The organism is Microbacterium sp. MMO-56, from assembly GCF_037146215.1.
Taxonomy (GTDB): domain Bacteria; phylum Actinomycetota; class Actinomycetes; order Actinomycetales; family Microbacteriaceae; genus Microbacterium.
The window spans coordinates 156,604-176,301 of the sequence record NZ_JBBCVW010000005.1; the positions used below are offsets into that span (position 1 = coordinate 156,604).

Annotated in this window: 16 protein-coding genes; 10 read left to right on the forward strand and 6 right to left on the reverse strand. The window is 72.0% G+C overall.

The features are described 5' to 3' along the window. Positions 1–123: 123 nt before the first annotated feature. Entirely contained in the window at positions 124–393 is a 270-nt protein-coding gene (locus WFI00_RS06670; protein WP_336631551.1) for an acyl-CoA carboxylase epsilon subunit, read from the reverse strand. Continuing rightward, entirely contained in the window at positions 390–2,054 is a 1,665-nt protein-coding gene (locus WFI00_RS06675; RefSeq protein WP_442928306.1) for an acyl-CoA carboxylase subunit beta, read from the reverse strand. The genes WFI00_RS06670 and WFI00_RS06675 overlap by 4 nt, the downstream gene beginning before the upstream one ends. A 106-nt stretch (positions 2,055–2,160) precedes the next feature. Between WFI00_RS06675 and WFI00_RS06680 the strand changes: the two genes are divergently transcribed. From WFI00_RS06680 to WFI00_RS06710, 7 genes are all read left to right on the forward strand, one after another. Then, entirely contained in the window at positions 2,161–2,976 is an 816-nt protein-coding gene (locus tag WFI00_RS06680; RefSeq protein WP_336631553.1) for a biotin--[acetyl-CoA-carboxylase] ligase, read from the forward strand. Positions 2,977–3,064: 88 nt separating this feature from the next. Beyond that, complete coding sequence (locus WFI00_RS06685; RefSeq protein ID WP_336631554.1) at positions 3,065–3,664, forward strand: PH domain-containing protein; 600 nt, start codon at positions 3,065–3,067, stop codon at positions 3,662–3,664. Between the two features lie 150 nt (positions 3,665–3,814). Beyond that, positions 3,815–4,930, forward strand: coding sequence for a 5-(carboxyamino)imidazole ribonucleotide synthase (locus WFI00_RS06690; protein WP_336631555.1), 1,116 nt, complete (start codon positions 3,815–3,817; stop codon positions 4,928–4,930). Between the two features lie 337 nt (positions 4,931–5,267). Beyond that, on the forward strand, positions 5,268–5,747 hold the full coding sequence (gene purE / locus WFI00_RS06695) for a 5-(carboxyamino)imidazole ribonucleotide mutase (protein ID WP_336631617.1): 480 nt from the start codon (positions 5,268–5,270) through the stop codon (positions 5,745–5,747). After that, entirely contained in the window at positions 5,744–7,231 is a 1,488-nt protein-coding gene (locus WFI00_RS06700) for an LCP family glycopolymer transferase (protein ID WP_336631556.1), read from the forward strand. The genes purE and WFI00_RS06700 overlap by 4 nt, the downstream gene beginning before the upstream one ends. Before the next feature lie 5 nt (positions 7,232–7,236). Further along, the gene (locus WFI00_RS06705; RefSeq protein WP_336631557.1) at positions 7,237–8,349 is read left to right on the forward strand and encodes a glycosyltransferase; all 1,113 of its coding nucleotides are present in this window, start codon (positions 7,237–7,239) and stop codon (positions 8,347–8,349) included. Between the two features lie 112 nt (positions 8,350–8,461). Beyond that, entirely contained in the window at positions 8,462–11,392 is a 2,931-nt protein-coding gene (locus WFI00_RS06710; protein WP_336631558.1) for a hypothetical protein, read from the forward strand. Between the two features lie 57 nt (positions 11,393–11,449). Here WFI00_RS06710 and WFI00_RS06715 read toward each other — a convergent pair whose 3' ends face one another. Beyond that, on the reverse strand, positions 11,450–12,865 hold the full coding sequence (locus WFI00_RS06715) for a bifunctional dTDP-4-dehydrorhamnose 3,5-epimerase family protein/NAD(P)-dependent oxidoreductase (protein ID WP_336631559.1): 1,416 nt from the start codon (positions 12,863–12,865) through the stop codon (positions 11,450–11,452). After that, positions 12,862–13,860: a dTDP-glucose 4,6-dehydratase gene (gene rfbB, locus WFI00_RS06720; RefSeq protein ID WP_336631560.1), complete on the reverse strand. Its 999-nt coding sequence runs from the start codon at positions 13,858–13,860 to the stop codon at positions 12,862–12,864. Before rfbB ends, WFI00_RS06715 begins: the two co-directional genes overlap by 4 nt. Positions 13,861–13,993: 133 nt before the next feature. Between rfbB and WFI00_RS06725 the strand changes: the two genes are divergently transcribed. Both WFI00_RS06725 and WFI00_RS06730 read left to right on the forward strand, forming a co-directional pair. Continuing rightward, entirely contained in the window at positions 13,994–15,103 is a 1,110-nt protein-coding gene (locus tag WFI00_RS06725; protein WP_336631561.1) for a glycosyltransferase, read from the forward strand. Beyond that, complete coding sequence (locus tag WFI00_RS06730; RefSeq protein WP_336631562.1) at positions 15,100–16,068, forward strand: glycosyltransferase family 4 protein; 969 nt, start codon at positions 15,100–15,102, stop codon at positions 16,066–16,068. The genes WFI00_RS06725 and WFI00_RS06730 overlap by 4 nt, the downstream gene beginning before the upstream one ends. A 22-nt stretch (positions 16,069–16,090) precedes the next feature. On the opposite strand, the gene WFI00_RS06735 is transcribed toward WFI00_RS06730, so the two are convergent. After that, positions 16,091–17,164 carry a glycosyltransferase gene (locus tag WFI00_RS06735; protein WP_336631563.1) on the reverse strand — a complete coding sequence of 358 codons (1,074 nt, stop codon included), beginning with the start codon at positions 17,162–17,164 and terminating at the stop codon, positions 16,091–16,093. Further along, positions 17,161–18,264, reverse strand: coding sequence for a hypothetical protein (locus WFI00_RS06740; protein ID WP_336631564.1), 1,104 nt, complete (start codon positions 18,262–18,264; stop codon positions 17,161–17,163). Before WFI00_RS06740 ends, WFI00_RS06735 begins: the two co-directional genes overlap by 4 nt. A 119-nt stretch (positions 18,265–18,383) precedes the next feature. Between WFI00_RS06740 and WFI00_RS06745 the strand changes: the two genes are divergently transcribed. Beyond that, the gene (locus WFI00_RS06745) at positions 18,384–19,697 is read left to right on the forward strand and encodes an ATP-grasp fold amidoligase family protein (protein ID WP_336631565.1); all 1,314 of its coding nucleotides are present in this window, start codon (positions 18,384–18,386) and stop codon (positions 19,695–19,697) included. The last annotated feature ends 1 nt before the right edge of the window (position 19,698 follow it).

The window sequence follows — 19,698 nt, forward strand, 5'->3', positions numbered from 1 at the left end:
CCGCGAGGGTGCGGCCACGCGAAAGCGTGGAGCACCGAACGCAGAAGCGTTCCAGCGTGACCAGTCTTCCCGGCCCGGCGCGCGGTGTCTGTAGGTATTTTGGGGGACAAGCGCGCGGCGCGCTCAGCGCCAGCCGAGGTCGCGGTCGAGCGGTGCGCGCAGCCCCCGCGCCGACACCTGCCAGGCGGACGCCCGGCGGGGCGGTTCGGCGAGCGCCTCCTCGGCCTCGCGGCGATACGCCTCCCGGACCACCGCGACGACCGCGGCGAGCTCCTCGGGCGTCGGATCGCCGCGGCGCACCTCGGCGACGACGGGGCGGGAGTCGTCCGCCGAGGCGTCCTGACCGTCCGGCAGCGCGCCGGACGACATCCGAGATCCCGCCGTACCGCTCACAGCGGGATGTTCCCGTGCTTCTTGGCGGGCAGGCTCGCGCGCTTGCCGCGCAGCGAGCGGAAGGCCTTGGCGACCGCGACGCGCGTCTGGGCGGGTTCGATGATGCCGTCGAGCTCGCCGCGCTCGGCCGCGAGGAAGGGGGAGGCCACGTTGTAGGTGTACTCGTTGGCGAGGCGCTGGCGGACGGCCGCGACGTCCTCGCCGGCCTCCTCCGCCTTCTTGATCTCGCCGCGGTACAGGATGTTCACCGCGCCCTGACCGCCCATGACCGCGATCTCGGCGGTCGGCCAGGCGAGGTTGATGTCGGCGCCCAGCTGCTTCGAGCCCATCACGATGTAGGCCCCGCCGTACGCCTTGCGGAGGATCACCGTGACCAGCGGGACGGTCGCCTCGGCGTAGGCGTAGAGGAGCTTGGCGCCGCGCCGGATGACACCCGTCCACTCCTGGTCGGTGCCGGGGAGGTATCCGGGCACGTCGACGAGGGTGAGGATCGGGATGGAGAACGCGTCGCAGAACCGCACGAAGCGGCTCGCCTTCTCGCCCGCCTCGATGTTGAGGGTTCCGGCCATCTGCGAGGGCTGGTTCGCGATGATGCCGACCGTCCGGCCCTCCACGCGGCCGAGGCCGATGACGATGTTGGGGGCGAACAGCGGCTGCACCTCGAGGAAGTCCCCGCCGTCGACGATGTGCCCGATCACCTGATGGATGTCGTAGGGCTGGTTCGGGGAGTCGGGGATGACCGTGTTGAGGGTGCGGTCCGCATCCGTCGTCTCCCACTCGAACCCGTTCTCGTAGACGGGGATCTCGGCGAGGTTGTTGTCGGGGAGGTAGCCGACCATGGTGCGGACGTAGTCGATCGCGTCGTCCTCGTCCTCCGCGAGATAGTGCGCGACGCCGGAGCGGGTGTTGTGCGTGTACGCACCGCCGAGCTCCTCCATGCCGACGTCCTCGCCGGTGACCGTCTTGATGACATCCGGCCCCGTGACGAACATCTGGCTGGTCTTGTCGACCATCACGACGAAGTCGGTGAGGGCGGGGGAGTAGACCGCGCCGCCGGCGGCCGGACCCATGATGATCGAGATCTGCGGGATGACACCGGAGGCGGCGGTGTTCAGGCGGAAGATCTCGCCGTACTTGCCGAGGGCGACCACGCCCTCCTGGATGCGCGCGCCGCCCGAGTCGAGGATGCCGATGATCGGCATGCCGCCGCGCAGGGCGTACTCCATGATCTTGATGATCTTGTCGCCCGCGACCTCGCCGAGCGAGCCGCCGAAGGTCGTGAAGTCCTGGGCGTACACGGCGACGGTGCGGCCGTGGATCGTGCCCACACCCGTCACGACGGAGTCGCCGTAGGGGCGGGAGCGGTCCATGCCGAAGGCCGAGGTGCGGTGGCGCACGTACTCGTCGAGCTCGACGAACGACCCCGGATCGACGAGCATCTCGATCCGCTCGCGCGCCGTGAGCTTGCCCTTCGCGTGCTGCTTGTCGCGCGCGACGACCTCCGCGTCGACGACCGCCTCCTGGAAGCGTGCGCGGAGGTCGGCGATCTTGCCGGCGGTCGTGGACAGGTCGGGCTGCACTTGCTCATCTGGCTGCTCTGGCACGCATTCCACCCTAGCGAGCGGTCCGGGCGCGCGGTTGGGGGAGTGCGACAACGGCATCCGCGTGCGACTGTACGGATCCGCCAGTCGGCCGGGGCCTCGGCCGCCGTGCGAACGGAATGAGGAAGAGCCCTGCGGAAGGGGCCGAGCGCCTAGGGTGGGCGGTATGCCGATCCCGAACGAGGGCTATCCGCTCGCCGCCGCCGTCTCACCGCGCCTGCAGGTGGTCGAGCACGTCGACTCGACCAACGCCAAGCTGGTGCACGACGCCGCCGCGGACCCCGACGGGCATCCGCACCTGTCGGTCCTGCTCACGCGCGACCAGCGCGCCGGGCGGGGACGCCTCGACCGCTCGTGGGTCGCCCCTCCGGGCACGGCGCTCGCGATCTCGGTCCTGCTCCGGGTCGCGGCGGTGCCGATCGCCGACCGCGGATGGATCCCGCTCCTCGCCGGTGCCGCCCTGCGCGATGCCGTCGCCGCGCAGCTGCCCGGCGCCGAGGTGACCCTGAAGTGGCCCAACGACGTCCTGGTCGCCGCTGCCCCGGACTCGGGTGCGTCGGCCGATCCGCGGAAGATCAGCGGCATCCTCGCGGAGGTCGTGCCGTCCGACCCGATGGCCGTCGTCGTGGGGGCCGGCGTCAACACGACGATGCCCACGGGGGACCTCCCCGTGCCCACCGCCACCTCGTTCGCCGATCAGGGGCGCGACGTCGACGAGGACCGGCTCATCGCCGACTACCTCACCGCGCTGCGCGACGGCATCGCCGACCTCGCCGTCGGCGGGCACGACGCCGTCGCCGAGCGGGTGAACGCGCACTGCGGCACGCTCGGCTCCGACGTCGCGGTCTCGCTCCCCGGTCGCGACGCGGACGACGCCCTGCGCGGACGGGCGCTCCGCCTCGATGACGAGGGGCGTCTGGTCGTCCTGTCGGGCGGGCTCGAGACCGCCGTCGGCGCCGGCGACGTGGTGCACGTCCGCTGAATCCGATCGGGACGATCGCGGCGCGCCGACTCGCCCGAACGCGGGCGAGCTGCGCGGGAATCCGGCCGGTGAGCGGCACAATGGAGGGGTGACCCAGCCGACCGCCTACACGGGACGCCCCCTCACGCCGGCCCCCGGCGTCGAGGCGAAGGAGTACCGGATCGCGCGGGTGCGCGCGCACGGCCGACGGATGCTCTGGCCCGCCCTCGTGCTGGTCGCCGTCGCCGCCGCGGCCGGATACTTCGCCGGGAACCTGCCCGAGCCGGTCGAGTCGTGGGTGCCGGAGGGCATCCGGGCGTGGATCGTCTGGCCCGTCGCGGGAGTCGTCGTGCTGCTGCTGGTGGTCGCGCCGTACGTCCGGTGGCTGATGCGCACCTATACGGTGACCACGCGCCGGGTCGTCGCGGAATCGGGGCTGTTCAGCCGCACGCGCGCCGAGATCAGCCACGCGCGGGGCTACACGATCGGCGAGCGCCGGGGGCCCGTCCAGCGGCTGTGGGGGTCGGGTACCCTCACGCTCACGAACGGCGTGGATGCGCCGATGCGCCTCGTCGACATCCCCTCGGTCCGCCTCATGCACGAGACGCTCGCCGACCAGGTGGAGGTCAGCCAGATCCTGGCCCACCGCGACTCGCAGGCCGTCCCCTTCGCGCCCGGACCGCCGCCGCCGCTCCCACCGCGGCCCTGACCGTTCTGCCTGCTCCTGGCCGTTCTGCCCTATCCTCGCGAGACCGCCCGGATGCGGGCTTCTCGGCCCGTCAGCGTGACATCTGCGCGGTGTCGCGGTGCAGGGCGATGGTGCGGTGTCGCGGTGCGGAGGGTCTGGGATGATGGGGGCATGGCACTCACTCTCGGGATCGTCGGCGGCGGACAACTGGCGCGGATGATGATCGCCCCGGCCGTCGAGCTCGGCGTCGACGTGCGCGTCCTCGCGGAAGAGGACGGGATGTCCGCGGCGATCGCCGCGACCGCCACCGGGGACTATCGCGACCTGGAGACCGTGCGGGCCTTCGCGCACGGGGTCGATGTGGTGACGTTCGACCACGAGCACGTGCCGCAGGAGGTCCTGCGCGCGCTCGTGGACGAGGGCGTGGCCGTGCATCCCGGACCCGACGCCCTGCAGTTCGCGCAGGACAAGCTGCGGATGCGGGCCCGCCTCGCCGAGCTCGGAGCCCCCCAGCCGGAGTGGGCCGAGGTGTCGGATGCCGCTCAGCTGCAGGCCTTCCTCGACGCGAACGGCGGCCGCGCCGTGGTGAAGACCCCCCGCGGGGGCTACGACGGCAAGGGCGTGCGCGTCGTGTCGTCTCCCGACGAGGCCGCGGACTGGTTCGGCGACGGACCGCTCCTGGCCGAGGAACTCGTCGACTTCCGCCGCGAGCTGGCCCAGCAGGTGGCGCGGCGTCCGTCGGGGGAGATCGCGATCTATCCGGTCGTCGAAACGGTGCAGCGCGGCGGCGTCTGCGCCGAGGTCGTCGCCCCCGCGCCCCGCAGCGCGCTGCGCCTCGCCGAGGTCGCCGCCGACATCGGCACGACCATCGCTGAAGGACTCGGGGTCACCGGGATGCTCGCCGTCGAGCTGTTCGAGACGACGGATGAGCGTCTGCTCGTCAACGAGCTCGCGATGCGGCCGCACAACAGCGGTCACTGGGGTCAGGACGGGGCGGTCACCGGCCAGTTCGAGCAGCACGTGCGCGCGGTGCTCGACCTGCCCCTCGGCGACCCGACGCCGCGGCAGCCCTGGGCGGTGATGGTGAACATCCTCGGCGGACCGGCCGACGACACCCTGGAGAGCCGCCTGCCCGCGGCGCTCGCCGCGCATCCGTCCGTCAAGGTCCACACCTACGGCAAGGCTCCGCGCCCCGGACGCAAGGTCGGGCACGTCAACGCCGTCGGCGACGACGTGGATGCCGTCGTCTACGAGGCGCGCGCCGCCGCGGCCTTCTTCGCCGACTGACCGCCGCCGCCCGCCCGCCGTCGAGACCGCGGATCGCCGTCGAGACCGCGCGTCCGCGTCGAGACCGCGCGTCGCCGTCGAGACCGCGGATCGCCGTCGAGACCGCGTGTCGCCGTCGAGACCTCCGGCGTCGTCGTGGGTCTCGACGCGTAGGGCGGGTCTCGGTGGCGGGGACGGGCCGGCGGACGGACGGACGGCGAGGACGGACCGGACGGAGGCGAGCCCGGGCGGGGGCGGGGCGCGCGTGGCGTTCCGGGGAACTCGCAGAGTCGCGGCCTACCCTGGTCAGGTGACCTCGACCCTCCACGCCTCGGCCTCCCCACTCGTCGGCGTCGTGATGGGGTCGGACTCCGACTGGCGCGTGATGAGCGACGCGTCGCAGGTGCTCACCGAGTTCGGGATCGCGCACGAGGTCGAGGTCGTCTCCGCACATCGGACGCCCGACAAGCTCATGCGCTACGGCCGCGAGGCGCGCGGCCGCGGACTGCGAGCGATCATCGCGGGAGCGGGCGGTGCCGCGCATCTGCCCGGGATGCTGGCATCCGTGACCGCTCTGCCCGTGATCGGCGTCCCGGTGCAGCTCGCGACCCTCGACGGGATGGATTCGCTCTTGAGCATCGTGCAGATGCCGGCGGGCATCCCGGTGGCGACGGTGTCGATCAACGGAGCGAAGAACGCGGGCCTCCTCGCGGCCCGGATCCTGGGCTCGGCCGACGCGTCGCTCGCCGACCGGGTCGAGCAGTACGCGCGGCTCCTCGAGGAACAGGTCGAGGAGAAGAACCGCCGCCTCAAGGATTCCCTCGGGAGCGCCTCGTGAGCGTCTCCGCACCGCCCCGGCCGCCACTGCCGTCGTCCGCCCCGCGTCCCGGCCGCGACGAGAGCCCCGTCATCGTCGGGGAGCAGCCCCTCCGCCGCCCCGACACCCGATCCCCGAAGATCATGACGCGGCGCGCGTGGTGGCTCGTGGGCATGAACTTCCTCGTCCCGGGGTCCGCCCAGGCGCTCGCCGGCAACCGCCGTCTCGGCCGGGTGGGACTCGCCGCCACGCTCACCATGTGGGTGCTCGTCGTCCTGGGGGCTGCCGCGGCCCTGCTGTGGCGCGGGCTGCTCACCGTGCTGGCGGCCAACGGGTTCTTCCTGCTCGCCGTGCAGATCGTCCTTCTCGCGTACGCCGCGCTGTGGGTCGTCCTGACGATCGACACCCTCCGTCTCGTGCGCCTGGTCAAGCTCACCCGCGGCGCGCGCCCGGCGGTGGCGGCCGTCGCGATCCTCGGCCTCGTGGTCGGCAGCGGGGGCGCGGCCTACGCGGCCCAGCAGCTGATCGCACCGGCGCGCGACCTGCTCGCCTCGATCTTCACGAACAACGCGCCCCCCGTCCCGCCGTCCAACGGGTACTACAACATCCTCCTCCTCGGCGCCGACAGCGGGCTCGGGCGCGATTCCATGCGCTTCGACAGCATCTCCGTCGTGTCGGTGAACGCCGAGACCGGCGCGGTGCACATCACCGGCATCCCGCGCGACCTCGCGTACGCACCGTTCGCCGACGGACCCATGCACGACCTCTACCCGGACGGCTTCGAAGGACACTACTCCGAGACCTGCGGGTGGGGCCCGGGCATCAACCAGCTGATGAACGCCGCGGAGATCTGCCGCGACGACGGCGGCGCGGGCCTGTACCCGAACGCGGCCGCCGACTCGTCGACTCCGGCGATCGAGGCGACGAAGGATGCCGCGGCCGGCATCCTCGGCATCGACATCCCTTACTACGTCTTCGTGGACATGAAGGGCTTCGCCGACATCGTCGACGCGCTCGGGGGCGTCGACATCACCGTCCAGGAGCGTCTGCCCAAGGGCGGCGGCCCGACGTACGAGGGCGAGCCCGCGGAGGACTGGGCGATCGGATGGATCGAGGCCGGGCCGCAGCACATGGACGGCGACACCGCGCAGTGGTACGCACGGTCCCGCTACACCACGAGCGACTGGGACCGGATGCGCCGCCAGCGCGAGCTGCAGCAGGCGATCCTGGCCCAGGCGAACCCCGCGAACGTCCTGACCCGGTTCCAGCAGATCGCCGCCGCCGGCGAGGACCTCGTCCAGACCGACATCCCGTCGAGCCTCCTGCCGTTCCTGCTCGACCTCGCCGTCAAGGCGAAGGAGCAGCCGGTCGCGACCCTGGAACTCACACCGGAGGGCGGCGGCATCGACACCGACGAGCCCACCGCCGCCGAGTACGCGCACGTGCGCGACCTGATCCAGCAGGCGCTGTACCCGCCGTCGCCGACCCCCGAGCCGGAGGGCTGAGCGTCATGACGGCTCTCCTGCGGGTCGTGCTCGACCAGATCGTGGCCCCGACCGACGCCGACTGCGCCCGGGCGGCACGGGAGCTGACGCGCGCGCTCGTGGCGACCGCGCCCACGGGGTGCGCCGTCGCGGGCATCGTGCCGCACGCTCCGGATGCCGCGGCCGCCGTCGAGGCGGCGGTTCCCGGTGTGGTGGAGCTCGCGCGGGCCCCGCTGGCGCGTCGCGAGCTCGCCGCCGCCTGGCAGCTCGGGGTGCCCTCGTCGGTGAGCGGGGGGATGATCCACTCCCCGACGCTGATGGCGCCGCTCGTCAAGCACGACCGTCTCCACGATCACGACCAGACGGTGGTGACGCTCTGGGACCTGGATGCGTGGGATCGCCCCGGCGAGCTCGCGCGGGGAGCCGTCACCTGGCAGAAGGCGATGCTGAAGCGCGCCGTCAAGCACGCCGACGCGGTCGTCGTCCCCGGTCACGCCTTCGCCGCGCGCGTCGCCGAGATCGCACCGCTCGGCGATCGCGTGCGCGTGATTGCCGGCGCCGCCGCGGCGGGACTCACCGTGCCGACCGACGAGGTCGGGCGTCGGCGCGCCCTCGACCTTCCGGACGGGTTCCTGCTGCTCGCCGGCTCGTCCGCGCCCTCCGCGGACCTGTCCGCAGCGCTCGCCGCGGTGGCGCAGTCCGGCACCGATCTGCCGATCGTGGTCCTCGACGTCCCCGAGGGCGACGAGCCGGCGGTCGTCGAGCTCGCGGTCGCGGTCGGCGTCGCCGCCGAGCGCGTCCATGCCCGCGGCGCCCTGGAGGACTCCGACCGCGGCGCCGTCTACGGGGGAGCCCTGGCCTTCCTGGCCCCGTCGCGCCTGCACGCCTTCCCGTGGCGGGTGGTCGACGCGCTCGCCCTCGGCGTGCCGGTCATCGCCGCCGACACGGACACCCATCGCGAGATCGTGTGGGACGGCGGCGTGCTGGTCGCATCCGACGGATGGGTGGATGCCCTCGGCGCACTCCTCTCCTCCTCCGCCGATGTCGAGCGCGCGGGAGTGCTCGCCGCGGATCGCGGGCGGGCGTTCTCGTGGCTCGGCGCCGGCGAGCGCGTCTGGCAGCTGCACGCCGACCTCTGACCCCCGATCCGGCCGACCGCGCCTCGCTGTGAGGATGCGCGAAAGGGCGTGTCTCGGACGCGCTGGATTCGTCGCAGTGGTATCGATCCGTCACTTCCGTCACAATGGTCACGTGCGCACCCGACACCGAACCGTCCATCCTGCCCGTGAGACGCGGCGTGCCGGGGTGCTGGCGGCGCTGACAGCGGTGGTCGCCCTCCTCGGTTCCGTCCTCGTCGCCGCCCCCGCCGCGGCGGTCGTCCCCGCGCCCGCGGACGCAGTCGCAGCCCCCGCGGCGGCGGCCGCGATGGCCGGGGCGCCCACCGATGCAGGCGTGCGCGATGCCGGCATCGTCAAGGCGGCCGCGGTCTCCGGGTTCGACCCGGAGAGCATCATCTCGGATTCCCTGTTCTACGACGCGAACGCGATGTCCGCCGCCGAGATCCAGTCGTTCCTGGACTCGAAGATCGGCACCTGCGAGAACGGGAAGTGCCTGAACGTCCTGCAGACGGCGATCTCCTCGCGCGATGCGTGGGTCTCCCAGGCGACGGGCCAGCTCGTGTGCTCGGCGATCCGGGGCGGCACGATGCCCGTGTCGGAGCTTATCTATCGTGTGCAGGTCGCCTGCGGGATCTCGGCCAAGGTCATCCTCGTCACGCTGCAGAAGGAGCAGGGGCTCACCACGAGCAGCGCCCCCTCGGACTGGAACCTGCGCGCCGCGATGGGCGCGTCGTGCCCGGACACCGAGCCGTGCGATCCCTCCTTCGCCGGTGTCGGCCCCCAGATCGTGAAGGGCGTGCAGCAGCTCAAGATCTACAAGGCGGGCCGATTCGGCAAGCAGCCGGGCGCCAACTACATCGGCTACAACCCGAACGGCGCGTGCGGCGGGACCACGCTCAACATCCGCAACTACGCCACCGCCGCGCTCTACAACTACACGCCCTATCAGCCGAACCCCGCGGCGCTGGCCGCCGGCTGGGGACTCGGCGACGGCTGCTCGAGCTACGGCAACCGCAACTTCTACAACTACTACACGAGCTGGTTCGGCTCCGTCTCGGTCACCAACGGCGGCCTGTACAGCGTGGGCCCCGACATCTATCTGGTGACCGGGGGAGCCCGGTACCACGTGACGGCGGCGGACTGGCCCGCCTACCAGCGGGCCTTCGGCACGCCGTCGGGGGTCTCCGCCTCGATGCTGCAGAGCGTCACGTCCGACGGAGGCCAGGCGACGCGCTACCTGCTCAACCCGGCCACCTCCGTCGTCGCCTATCTCGACGGCGGCACCCTGCACCGATTCAGCTCGTGCGAGCTGGTCGCCGCGTGGGGCGGATCGTGCGGGAACGGCCTGACGACGGTCGGCGCCGAGGTGTTCACGCGCCTGGGCACCGGTCCCGAGATGACCCAGTACGCCCGGCTCGCCGAGCGGGGCCTCATCCACCGCATCGCGGGCGGCTCGCTCATCCCATATGCGAACGCCGCGGCGCTGAAGGCCGACACCGGCGCGCGCTCCCCGTACGCGGCGGTGATGAGTGCGGCGGCGGTGTCCTCGTACTCCATCGCCCGGATCCGCTTCGCGCCGGCCGCACTGGTACGGGCCTCGAACGACTCGCGCGTCTACCTGCCGGTGGGCGGCGGGCGCCTCCTGTACGTCCCGGCGTTCGGACTCGTCGACGACCTCGGGCTGTCGCGTTCGGTCACGGTCGTCCCGGCGGCGTCGCTGGCGTCGTGGTCGGAGTCGGGAACGCTGTCGCCCGTGGTCTCGTGCGGCGGCAAGGCGTACTTCGCCGCGTCGGGCACCCTGCACCGGCTCGTGGACGGGACGAAGCTGCCCCTGTCGGACCTCGGGTCGGCGGTGTGCGACACGCTCCGCCTCGCGAAGGATGCGCCGGCGAAGGCGTTCGTGCAGGTGCCCGGCCAGGCCGAGATCTACCTGCTGCAGAACGGGCAGTCGCGTCACGTCACCTCGTTCGCCAAGCTCATCCAGCTCGCGGGCACCTCGACCCCGCGCGTCATGTCCGTCAGCGCGGACACGCTCGGGCTGTTCCCGGCCGGACCGTCGATCCTGGACGTCGCGGCGGGCGGTCTCGTCCGCGCCGCCGGGGACGCGCGCGTCTACCTTCCGGTGGACGGTGGGCGCCTCCTCTACGTCCCGGCCTTCGGGCTCATCACGGATCTCGGACTGTCGACCTCCGTCACGGTCGCCCCGGCCGGGTCGCTGTCGTCGTGGTCGCAGGCCGGCACGCTGTCGCCCGTGGTCTCGTGCGGCGGTAAGGCGTACTTCGCCGCGTCGGGCACCCTGCACCGGCTGGTGGACGGGACGAAGCTGCCCCTGTCGGACGTCGGGTCGGCGGTGTGCGGCACGCTGCGCCTCGCGAAGGATGCGCCGGCGAAGGCGTTCGTGCAGGTGCCCGGCCAGGCGGAGATCTACCTGCTGCAGAACGGGCAGTCGCGTCACATCACGTCGGTCGCGAAGCTCGTGGAGCTCGCGGGGACCTCGACGCCGCGCGTCATGCAGGTGACGTCCGAGACCCTCGGACTGTTCTCGGCCGGTCCCGCGATCTTCGACGTCGCGCCCGGCGCGCTGGTCCGCGCCGAAGGGGACACGCGCGTCTACCTCCCCGTGGACGGCGGGCGCCTCCTCTACGTGCCCGCCTTCGGGCTCATCACCGACCTCGGGATGTCCACCGCGGTCACCGACGTCGCGCCGGAGTCGCTGTCGTCCTGGTCGCAGTCGGGGACGCTGTCACCGGTCGTGTCCTGCGGCGGCACGTCGTACCTGGCGGCATCCGGAACCCTGGTCCCGGTGTCCGCGGAGGCGGGGGTGCGGGCATCCGACCTCGGCACCTCGGTGTGCCGCACGCTGACGCGGGAGTCGGGCGAGTCGGCGAGGACGTTCGTCCGCGCCGCGGGTCAGGACAAGGTCTACCTGCTCCAGGACGGGCGCGCGCGCCACATCACGTCGATGGAGAAACTCATCGAGGTCGCCCGGACGAAGACGCCGCGCGTGCTGACCGTGACCCAGGACAGTCTCGCGCTGGTCCCGGCGGGCAAGGTCGTCCGGTAGCCCGTCGCGGCGGACGTCATCCGCCGCGACGGCCCCGGTCGTCGTGCGCCCGTCCGCTCAAGCGCGGAGGTACGCCTCGAGGGATGTGCGGAAGGGCGCGGTGTCGATGCCCACGCTGCGCGCCCGGTCGAGGGAGAGGACACTGTTGCGCGGACGGGGCGCGACCGGCGCGGTCGCCGCGGCGAAGTACTCGTCCGTCGACACTCCGCTCACCCGGGCCGGGTCGTGGCCGCCGATCTCGAAGATCGCCCGTGCGATGTCGGCCCAGGACTGCGGCTCGCCGTCGCCGGTGAGGTTGTACACGCCGAACGGCGCGTCGTGCTCGACGAGGTGACGGATGCCGCGGGCGATGTCGTCCGTGAAGGTCAGCCGCCCGACCTGATCGTCGACGACCCGCGGGTCGATGCCGCGCTCGGCGAGAGAGGCCATCGTGCGGACGAAGTTGCCGCCGTCGCCGATGACCCAGCTGGTGCGGACGATGTAGTGGCGCGGCACGGTCGAGACGACCGCGTCGCCGGCCGCCTTGGTCTGTCCGTAGACGCCGAGCGGGCAGAGCGCGTCGTCCTCGGTGTAGGCGCCCTCGCGTGCCCCGTCGAAGACGTAGTCGCTCGAGACGTGGACCAGCGTGATCCCGTTCGCCGTCGCGATGCGCGCGAGCGCCGCGACGGCGGTGACGTTCGACGCCCACGCGTCCCGACGGCCCTCGGGGGTCTCGGCGAGGTCGACCTTCGTGTACGCCGCGGCGTTGACGATGGTGCCGTAGTCGCGCCACCGGCGCGCGGTCTCGAGCCCGGGGGAGGAGATGTCGAGCGTCGACCGGTCGGCGTACTCGACGTGCGGGGCGTCGCCGTAGACGGCGCGGAGCGCGCGACCGAGCTGGCCGTTCGCTCCGACGACGAGGATCTTCTTCGGCGGGATCGGCACGACGTCCGCCAGACGCGGGTGGGCGAGGTCCTTCGGCGAGATCTCGACGTCGGCGAGCGGGATCGGCCACGCGATCGCGGCCGTCTCGTCGGCGAGGTTCAGGAACGAGTAGGAGGCGTCCGGCGACCAGTGGTCGTTGACGAGGTAGGTGTACGCGGTGTCGGGCTCGAGGGTCTGGTACGAGTTTCCGACGCCGCGCGGGACGAAGATGGCCTTCGACGGGTCCAGCTCGGTCGTGTAGACGGCGCCGAACGAGGGTCCCTCGCGCAGGTCCACCCACGCGCCGAAGATCCGTCCCGTCGCGACCGACACCCACTTGTCCCATGGCTCCGCATGGATGCCGCGGGTCGTGCCGACCGCGTCGTTGAACGAGATGTTGTTCTGCACGGGACCGAAGTCGGGCAGGCCCTGCGCGGTCATCTTCTCGCGCTGCCAGTTCTCCTTGAACCACCCGCGCGCGTCGCCGTGCACCGGCAGGTCGAAGACGACGAGACCCGGGATGCTCGTCTCGGTGACGGACAGCTGCTTGCCGTACTCGGTCACCGTCACTGCCCCTTCGACGCGTAGAACGCCTCGACGCCGTCCTTGGCGGGGGCCCACCACGCCTCGTTCGCCTTGTACCAGTCGATCGTGGCGGCGAGGCCCGCCTCGAAGTCGCGGTACTGGGGCGTCCAGCCGAGCTCGGTGCGTAGCTTCGTCGAGTCGATGGCGTAGCGCAGGTCGTGACCGGCGCGGTCGGTCACGTGGTCGTACGCGTCCGCGGGCCGGCCCATGAGTTCGAGGATCAGCTCGACGACGGTCTTGTTGTCCTTCTCGCCGTCGGCCCCGATCAGATAGGTCTCGCCGATCTCGCCCTTCTCGAGGATCGTCAGCACGGCCGACGAGTGATCGTCGGCGTGGATCCAGTCGCGCACGTTCTCGCCCTTGCCGTAGAGCTTGGGACGGATGTCACGGATGACGTTCGTGATCTGGCGCGGGATGAACTTCTCGACGTGCTGGTACGGGCCGTAGTTGTTCGAGCAGTTCGAGATCGTCGCGCGCACTCCGAACGAGCGCACCCAGGCGCGCACGAGCAGGTCGGAGCCCGCCTTCGTGCTGCTGTAGGGCGACGACGGGTTGTACGGCGTCGACTCCGTGAAGCGCTCCGGGTCGTCGAGCTCCAGGTCGCCGTACACCTCGTCGGTGGAGATGTGGTGCAGACGCCGGTCGTGCTTCCGTGCCGCCTCCAGCAGGGTGTAGGTGCCGATGATGTTCGTGTCGAGGAACGGACGCGGGTCGTTCAGCGAGTTGTCGTTGTGCGACTCGGCGGCGTAGTGGACCACCGCGTCCGCGTCGGCGAACAGCTCGTCCACGAGCGCCGCGTCGGCGATGTCTCCCTGCACGAAGGTGAACCGGTCGTCCGGGAGGCCCTCGAGAGAGGCCCGGTTGCCCGCGTAGGTCAGCTTGTCGAGGACGGTGACGTGGTCGTCGGTGTGCCCGATCACGTGGTGGACGAAGTTGGAGCCGATGAAGCCGGCGCCGCCGGTGACGAGCAGTTTGCGCATGGCCCCAGGATACCGGGACGCACCTGGGCGCCCCCTCCGGCGCCGCGCCCGGGCGCCGTCCGTAGAATCGCAGTGTGACCCCGGCCCAGACGCGCGCGCACGGCTCGCGCCGGACTCCGGCGGAGCGCCGTAGATGAGCGGCGTCCTGGTGCACGAGTGGCTCGCCCGTGCGGGCGGCTCGGAGAACGTGTTCGAGACGCTGACCGGCGTGTTCCCGGACGCCGCGCGCTATTGCCTGTGGGAGGACAGCGGTGGGCGGTTCGCGGTCGACGGCGAGACGTGGCTGGCCCGCACCCCGCTGCGCGGGCGGAAGGCGGCGGCCCTTCCGCTGATGCCGCTGGCGTGGCGGCAACTGCCGTCCGTCGAGGCGGACTGGGTGCTCACGAGCAGCCATCTGTTCGCCCATCACGCGCGCTTCGCGGGCCCCGCGCGCGACGTCCCGAAGCTCGTCTACACCCACACCCCCGCCCGCTACATCTGGAGTCCCGAGTTCGACCCGCGCGGGGCCGGCGTCCTCGCCCGCGCCGTGGGCGCCGCCTACAAGCCGCTGGATCGTCGGCGCGCGCAGGAGGCCACCGCGATCGCCGCCAACAGCCGGTTCGTGGCCGAGCGCATCGCACGCGCGTGGGGACGGGAGAGCACCGTCATCCACCCGCCGGTCGATGTCGCCGCCTTCGGCCGACCGGCGCGGCTGGACGAGGGCGAGCAGCGGATCGTGGATGCGCTACCTGGGGAGTTCCTGCTCGGGTTCTCCCGCTTCATCCCCTACAAGCGGCTCGACCTCGTGATCGACGCGGGAGTGGCCGCCGGCCTGCCCGTCGTGATCGCGGGGGCGGGGCCGGAGGAGGCGAACCTGCGCGCGCTGGCCGCCGAGCGGCATCCGGGACGGGTCCACATCGTCCGCGCGCCCGGCGACGAGCTGTACCGGGCGCTGCTGCAGCGCGCCCTCGCCCTCGTCTTCCCCCCGATCGAGGACTTCGGGATCGTGCCCGTCGAGGCGATGGCCACCGGCACCCCCGTCATCGCCCACGCGGTCGGCGGTACCGCGGAGAGCGTGCTGCACGGCCGGACCGGCGCCCTCGTCGCGGACTGGTCGCACGAGGGGCTCCGCGAGGCCGTCGAGATCGCGCTGGCGACCTCGCCCGACGTCGGACGGGCGCGCGCGGCGGAGTTCGCCGAGCCCGTGTTCGCCGAGCGGATCCGTGCGTGGGTCGGCGAGCACACGACCGGCGGTGCGGTGTGACCGGCCTCTACGTCGACGACCGGTACCGCGGCGCCCACGGGATCGGCCGCTACGCGAGGGAGGTGCTCGGGCGCCTGCGTCCGGAGTGGACACCGCTCGGACTCGACGGCAGCCCGCACTCGCCGCTGGACGCGTTCCGCCCGCTTGCGCCCGAGGTACGCACCGGCCTCGTCTATTCGCCCGGATACGGCGCGCTCGTGCGCGCGCGGCGGCAGGTGCTGACGGTCCACGATCTCATCCAGCTGCGCACACCCTGGCCGGGCCGGCTGAAGTTTGCGGCGTACTACGCCGGTCCCGTCCGGCACGCGATCCGACGGGCGGGCGTCGTGCTCACCGTGTCGGAGACCTCGGCGCGCGACATCCGCGCCTGGCTGCGCGATGACCGCGTGCACGTGGTGAACGCCGGCAACGGATGCTCGGCCGCGTTCACGCCCGGTGGCGGACCCGTCCGGGACGATCCGTACATCGCGTTTGTGGGCAATCTGCGCCCGCACAAGAACCTGGACGTGCTGCTGCGCGCGCTCGCGCTGGCTCCGGACCTCCGGATGCGGGCCGTGCTGCCCGAGCGCGAGGTCGCCGCCGCAGCCGCCGCGGCGACCGAGGCGGGCGTCGGCGCCCGCGTGGACTGGCTGCACGACGTCGACGACGACCGGCTCGCGGAGCTGTATCGCGGAGCGTCCGCCGTGGCGATGCCGTCCACGGACGAGGGCTTCGGCCTGCCCGCCCTCGAGGCCGTCTCGTGCGGCGTGCCGGTGCTCTTCTGGAGCGGATGCGCGGCCGTCGCGGAGATCGTGGGGGACCGGGGATCGGTGATGGGGTCGGCGCGGGACGCGGCGGAGTGGGCAGATGCGCTCGATGCGGCCGTCCGCGCCGGGCGCCGCGTCACGCCGCCGGCAGGCGCGTACGACTGGGACCGCACCGCCGCGACCGTCTCGGACGTGCTGGAGCAGACGCGCGAGGGGTGAGGGAGCTGCCGCGCGGAGCGGGCTACAGCGTCGCGAGGAAAGCGAGGAGCTCGTCCGTCTTCGCGTCCCACGACTGCGCGGCGGCCCGTCGCGCCCCGGCGATGTTGGGCGTCGGGTGGGCGAGAGCCCGTCGCAACGCCGCGTCGGCGCCTGCGGTTCCGTTGTAGGTGAAGATCCCGGCGTCGTCGTCCGACCGGAGCACCGGTGTCTCGCGGGCGACGACCGCCAAGCCGGCGGCCAGGTACTCGTACAGCTTCATCGGGCTGCGTCCGGCGTTGAGCGGGTCGTCCGAGAGCGGCAGGAGACCGACGCGCGCGCTCGTCAGCAGAGCCGGCAGAGCGTCGTATGGGACGGCGCCGGGAAGCTCGAGGTTGTTCGTCGCTGCCGGAGCCCCGGAGTGCGGGCCCGCGACGGTGAAACGCACATCGGGGTGGTCACGAGCCCACGCGTCCACCTGACTCCGATCGAAGCGCGCGTCGAGCGCTCCCACATAGACGCACGCGGAGGGGCGCGGGCTGGCGCCGAGAGGTGCGAAGCGCGCGGCGTCCACGCCGTTCTCGAGCACGATCGACGGAAGGGGGAGCGGGTCGAGCGCACGACGCACCTCCGACGAGGTCGCGACGACCGCGTCCGCGGCGGCGATGATCCGGTGCTGGAGCGTGGACTTGATCCTGCCCGGGTACAGATCGGTGGGCCGGTACACGAGTGTGGGCGCGAGAGCGCGCACGGACTCGTCCCAGAGCAGCGGCTGGTCGATCAGGACGACGTCGAACCTGTCGGGGAGTCCGTGCCGAGCCAGCTCGCGAGCGACGCGGAACCCTCCGTACGGCCGGGGGAGCAGGGTCCGCGGGACGAGGTGGGTGACGCCCGCGGCATCGCGGTGAGCCCCGTCGGGCACCGCGGAGAGCTCCGTGCGATCGACCCGGCCCAGCAGCCGGTGCGCGAGGGACACCGGCGTCGAGAGGTGCACGACGTCGGCGCCTCGGCTCGCGAGGGTGCGCGCGTAATGATGACTGCCGACGCGGAACGCGCCGAACGCGTGACTGTGCGACAGGAACAGCACGCGCCGCGGCGGATGCGCCGGCGAGGTGCTCACGCCCGTGCCGCTCGGATCATGGCCCGCAGCTCGTCTTCGACGCGCCCCAGCGCGCGCTCCGCCGCCCGCACGCGCTCGTCGACCTCGGCCTTCCGATCCAGTGCGCGCGCGAGGAAGCCCTGCAGCGCGTCGGCGCCGGCCGTCGACGTGTCGACCGTGATGTCGTGCAGGCCGATCGTGTCGAACGCCTCCGCGATCTTGCGGGTCGGCCGGGGCACCGCCTCGACCGGCACGGCACCGCTCAGAGCTCCGAGCACGAGCACGTGCATGCGGTCGCTGATCACCAGGCGTGCCGCGTCGTAGCGGTCGCGCAGTCGTGCCTCCTGCGTGACGGCGTCGGTCTCTCCCCACGGGTCGACGTCGCCGCCCAGCGCGTCGGCGAGCTCGCGCGCCCGGTCCTCGTCCTCGCGGACTTGCACGACCGTGCGGATGTGGAGTCCCTCCGACGAGGCCAGGGACCGTACCGCCTCCACCCAGGCGTCGCCGGGGTGGGGGCGCGCGCCGCGCAGGCTAACGACCAGTTCGTCGCGCTCGTCCCACGTGCGGCCCGGTCGCACGCCTGCGTTGAAACCGATGTCGGGGGCGAGTCGGCCCCCGCCCGCGATCGCCGCGCTCGCCGCGTCGCGCCAGAGTGCGACCTGCGACAGCCGGGCGGCCCACGCGTGCAGCCGTGCCGAGGGGTTGCTCGGGGCGCGGATGCCGCGCGGCGGCCGAACGACCACGCCGCGTCGCACCCTGACGAGCACCGTCTCGGCGAGGAACACCAGCTCGCGCAGCCCGTTCCCGTGGTCGAGGGGGACCTCGCCGGCCTCGAAGACCAGCACGGGCCGAGCCGGCGCGGTCAGGATCATCCACAGCCACCGCGGCACGCTGCGCTTGGAGCGCAGCACGATCGCATCGTTCGGCAGGCCGAGCTGGGCGAGCCACGCATCCGGCGCATCGCCCACGTAGGCGACGAGCTCGTCCGAGGTGCCCGTCGCCCACTCCAGCGTGGCGCGCCGGATCAGCGCGTCACCGATATTCCCGGCGGGCCCGGTCAGCGAGACGAACGTGCGGCTCGGGCGGCGGCCCGGTCGTGCTGTCGTGCCCCGGCGTCGCATGGATCAAACCTACCGGTGGAGGATGCGCGCCTCGCCCTGCGATGCGCCGGTAAGCTGTGAACGGGGGAGATCCACACTATCGAGGAGATCCACATCATCGATCAGCGAGGATCATCAGCGTGGCACTTCACATTCATCTAGACGGCGTGGTGGGCGACTTCGTCAAAGGATGGGCCGTGAACGACGAGGCTCCCGAGCGCTCCGTCGACGTCGAAGTGAGTGTCGAGGGCACGTCGCTCGGTGTGGAGACAGCTGATCTCGAGCGCAGGGACCTGACCGCGAAGGGGCTCGCTCATACTCGCATCGGCTTCAGGTCGGGGGTTCCCGCTGCCTTGCTCGACGGCACCGAGCGCGAGTTCACGGCACGGGTTGCCGGGCGTCACGCGCCAGAGGCGGTCGTGACGAAGAGAATGGTGACGACGCGGCTCGCCTTCTCCGCGCCCGCGCAGAAGCCGTGGGTGGCGTCCCTCCAGAACCAGCCTCGACCGCTGAGTGCAGATCACGACGAGTTGCCGGTGATCCTCGAACTCTTTCGGGCGGGTCAGATCGACGAAGCGATCGGAATCGCGCGCCGCGTGTTCCGTTCCCGCCGTGAGCTGTTCGGAGTCGACACCGGCATCGTGGATGCGCTCGCGCCGCACGGCGGCGTCAAGTCGTTCGAAGAACTGATGGCTGACCGTCGCCATGACTGGTTCGAGAGCGACAATCATTCGCTGTGGCAGAGCAAGCTCGAGAAGAAGGAGGCGATGCAACACTTCGCCCGCCGGAACCTCGTGCAGATCCCGAGCCAGATCGCGCATTTCACCAACCCCGAAGAGCTTCTCGACCTCGACCTGCCCTCCCGCTACGTCGCCAAGCCAGATGGGCTCGCTTCGGCGAAAGGAGTGTTCGCTGTGTCGGGCGGTGTGAACACCTTCACGGGGAGCCCCATCACACGCGAGCGGATCGTCGCGAACTGGCGCCGACTCGCCGCGGAGACGGAGCGCATCGACATGTACATGGTCGAGGAGTTCGTCACCGACCGGTTCGCGCCGGACTCGAACGCGATCCCGCTCGACTACAAGATCTACGTCTTCGGGGGTACGGCGGGTTTCTTGGAGGTCTTCGACAGGAATCACCCCAGCCCGTCGCGGACGCCCTACGCCATCCCTTGGAAGCCGCTTCCGCATCCGCTCGAACGGGGCCGCGTGCTCGGCCCGGCGATCCGCCGACCGGACAACCTGGAGGAGCTGATCGATGTCGCCGAGCGGCTCGGTCGAGACGTCGGCGCCTTCTGCCGCGTCGACCTCTTCAACGGACCGTCCGGACCGGTGCTGGGTGAGATCACGACGCTGCCGGCGAACGGCAAGAACCGGACCGCGTACGCGGATCGCATCACCCAGCAGGCATACGTCGTGTTCGAGGACCAGCAGCTCTGGTCTCGGGAGGCGTGAC

What these genes read in the sequence shown, in the direction of transcription:
- WFI00_RS06725 (WP_336631561.1), top strand. Translation starts at nt 13,994, where the DNA reads ATGAGCGGCGTCCTGGTGCACGAGTGGCTCGCCCGTGCGGGCGGCTCG.
- WFI00_RS06675 (WP_442928306.1), bottom strand. Translation starts at nt 2,054, where the DNA reads ATGCCGTTGTCGCACTCCCCCAACCGCGCGCCCGGACCGCTCGCTAGG.
- WFI00_RS06690 (WP_336631555.1), top strand. Translation starts at nt 3,815, where the DNA reads ATGGCACTCACTCTCGGGATCGTCGGCGGCGGACAACTGGCGCGGATG.
- WFI00_RS06680 (WP_336631553.1), top strand. Translation starts at nt 2,161, where the DNA reads ATGCCGATCCCGAACGAGGGCTATCCGCTCGCCGCCGCCGTCTCACCG.
- WFI00_RS06705 (WP_336631557.1), top strand. Translation starts at nt 7,237, where the DNA reads ATGACGGCTCTCCTGCGGGTCGTGCTCGACCAGATCGTGGCCCCGACC.
- rfbB (WP_336631560.1), bottom strand. Translation starts at nt 13,860, where the DNA reads ATGCGCAAACTGCTCGTCACCGGCGGCGCCGGCTTCATCGGCTCCAAC.
- WFI00_RS06740 (WP_336631564.1), bottom strand. Translation starts at nt 18,264, where the DNA reads ATGCGACGCCGGGGCACGACAGCACGACCGGGCCGCCGCCCGAGCCGC.
- purE (WP_336631617.1), top strand. Translation starts at nt 5,268, where the DNA reads ATGGGGTCGGACTCCGACTGGCGCGTGATGAGCGACGCGTCGCAGGTG.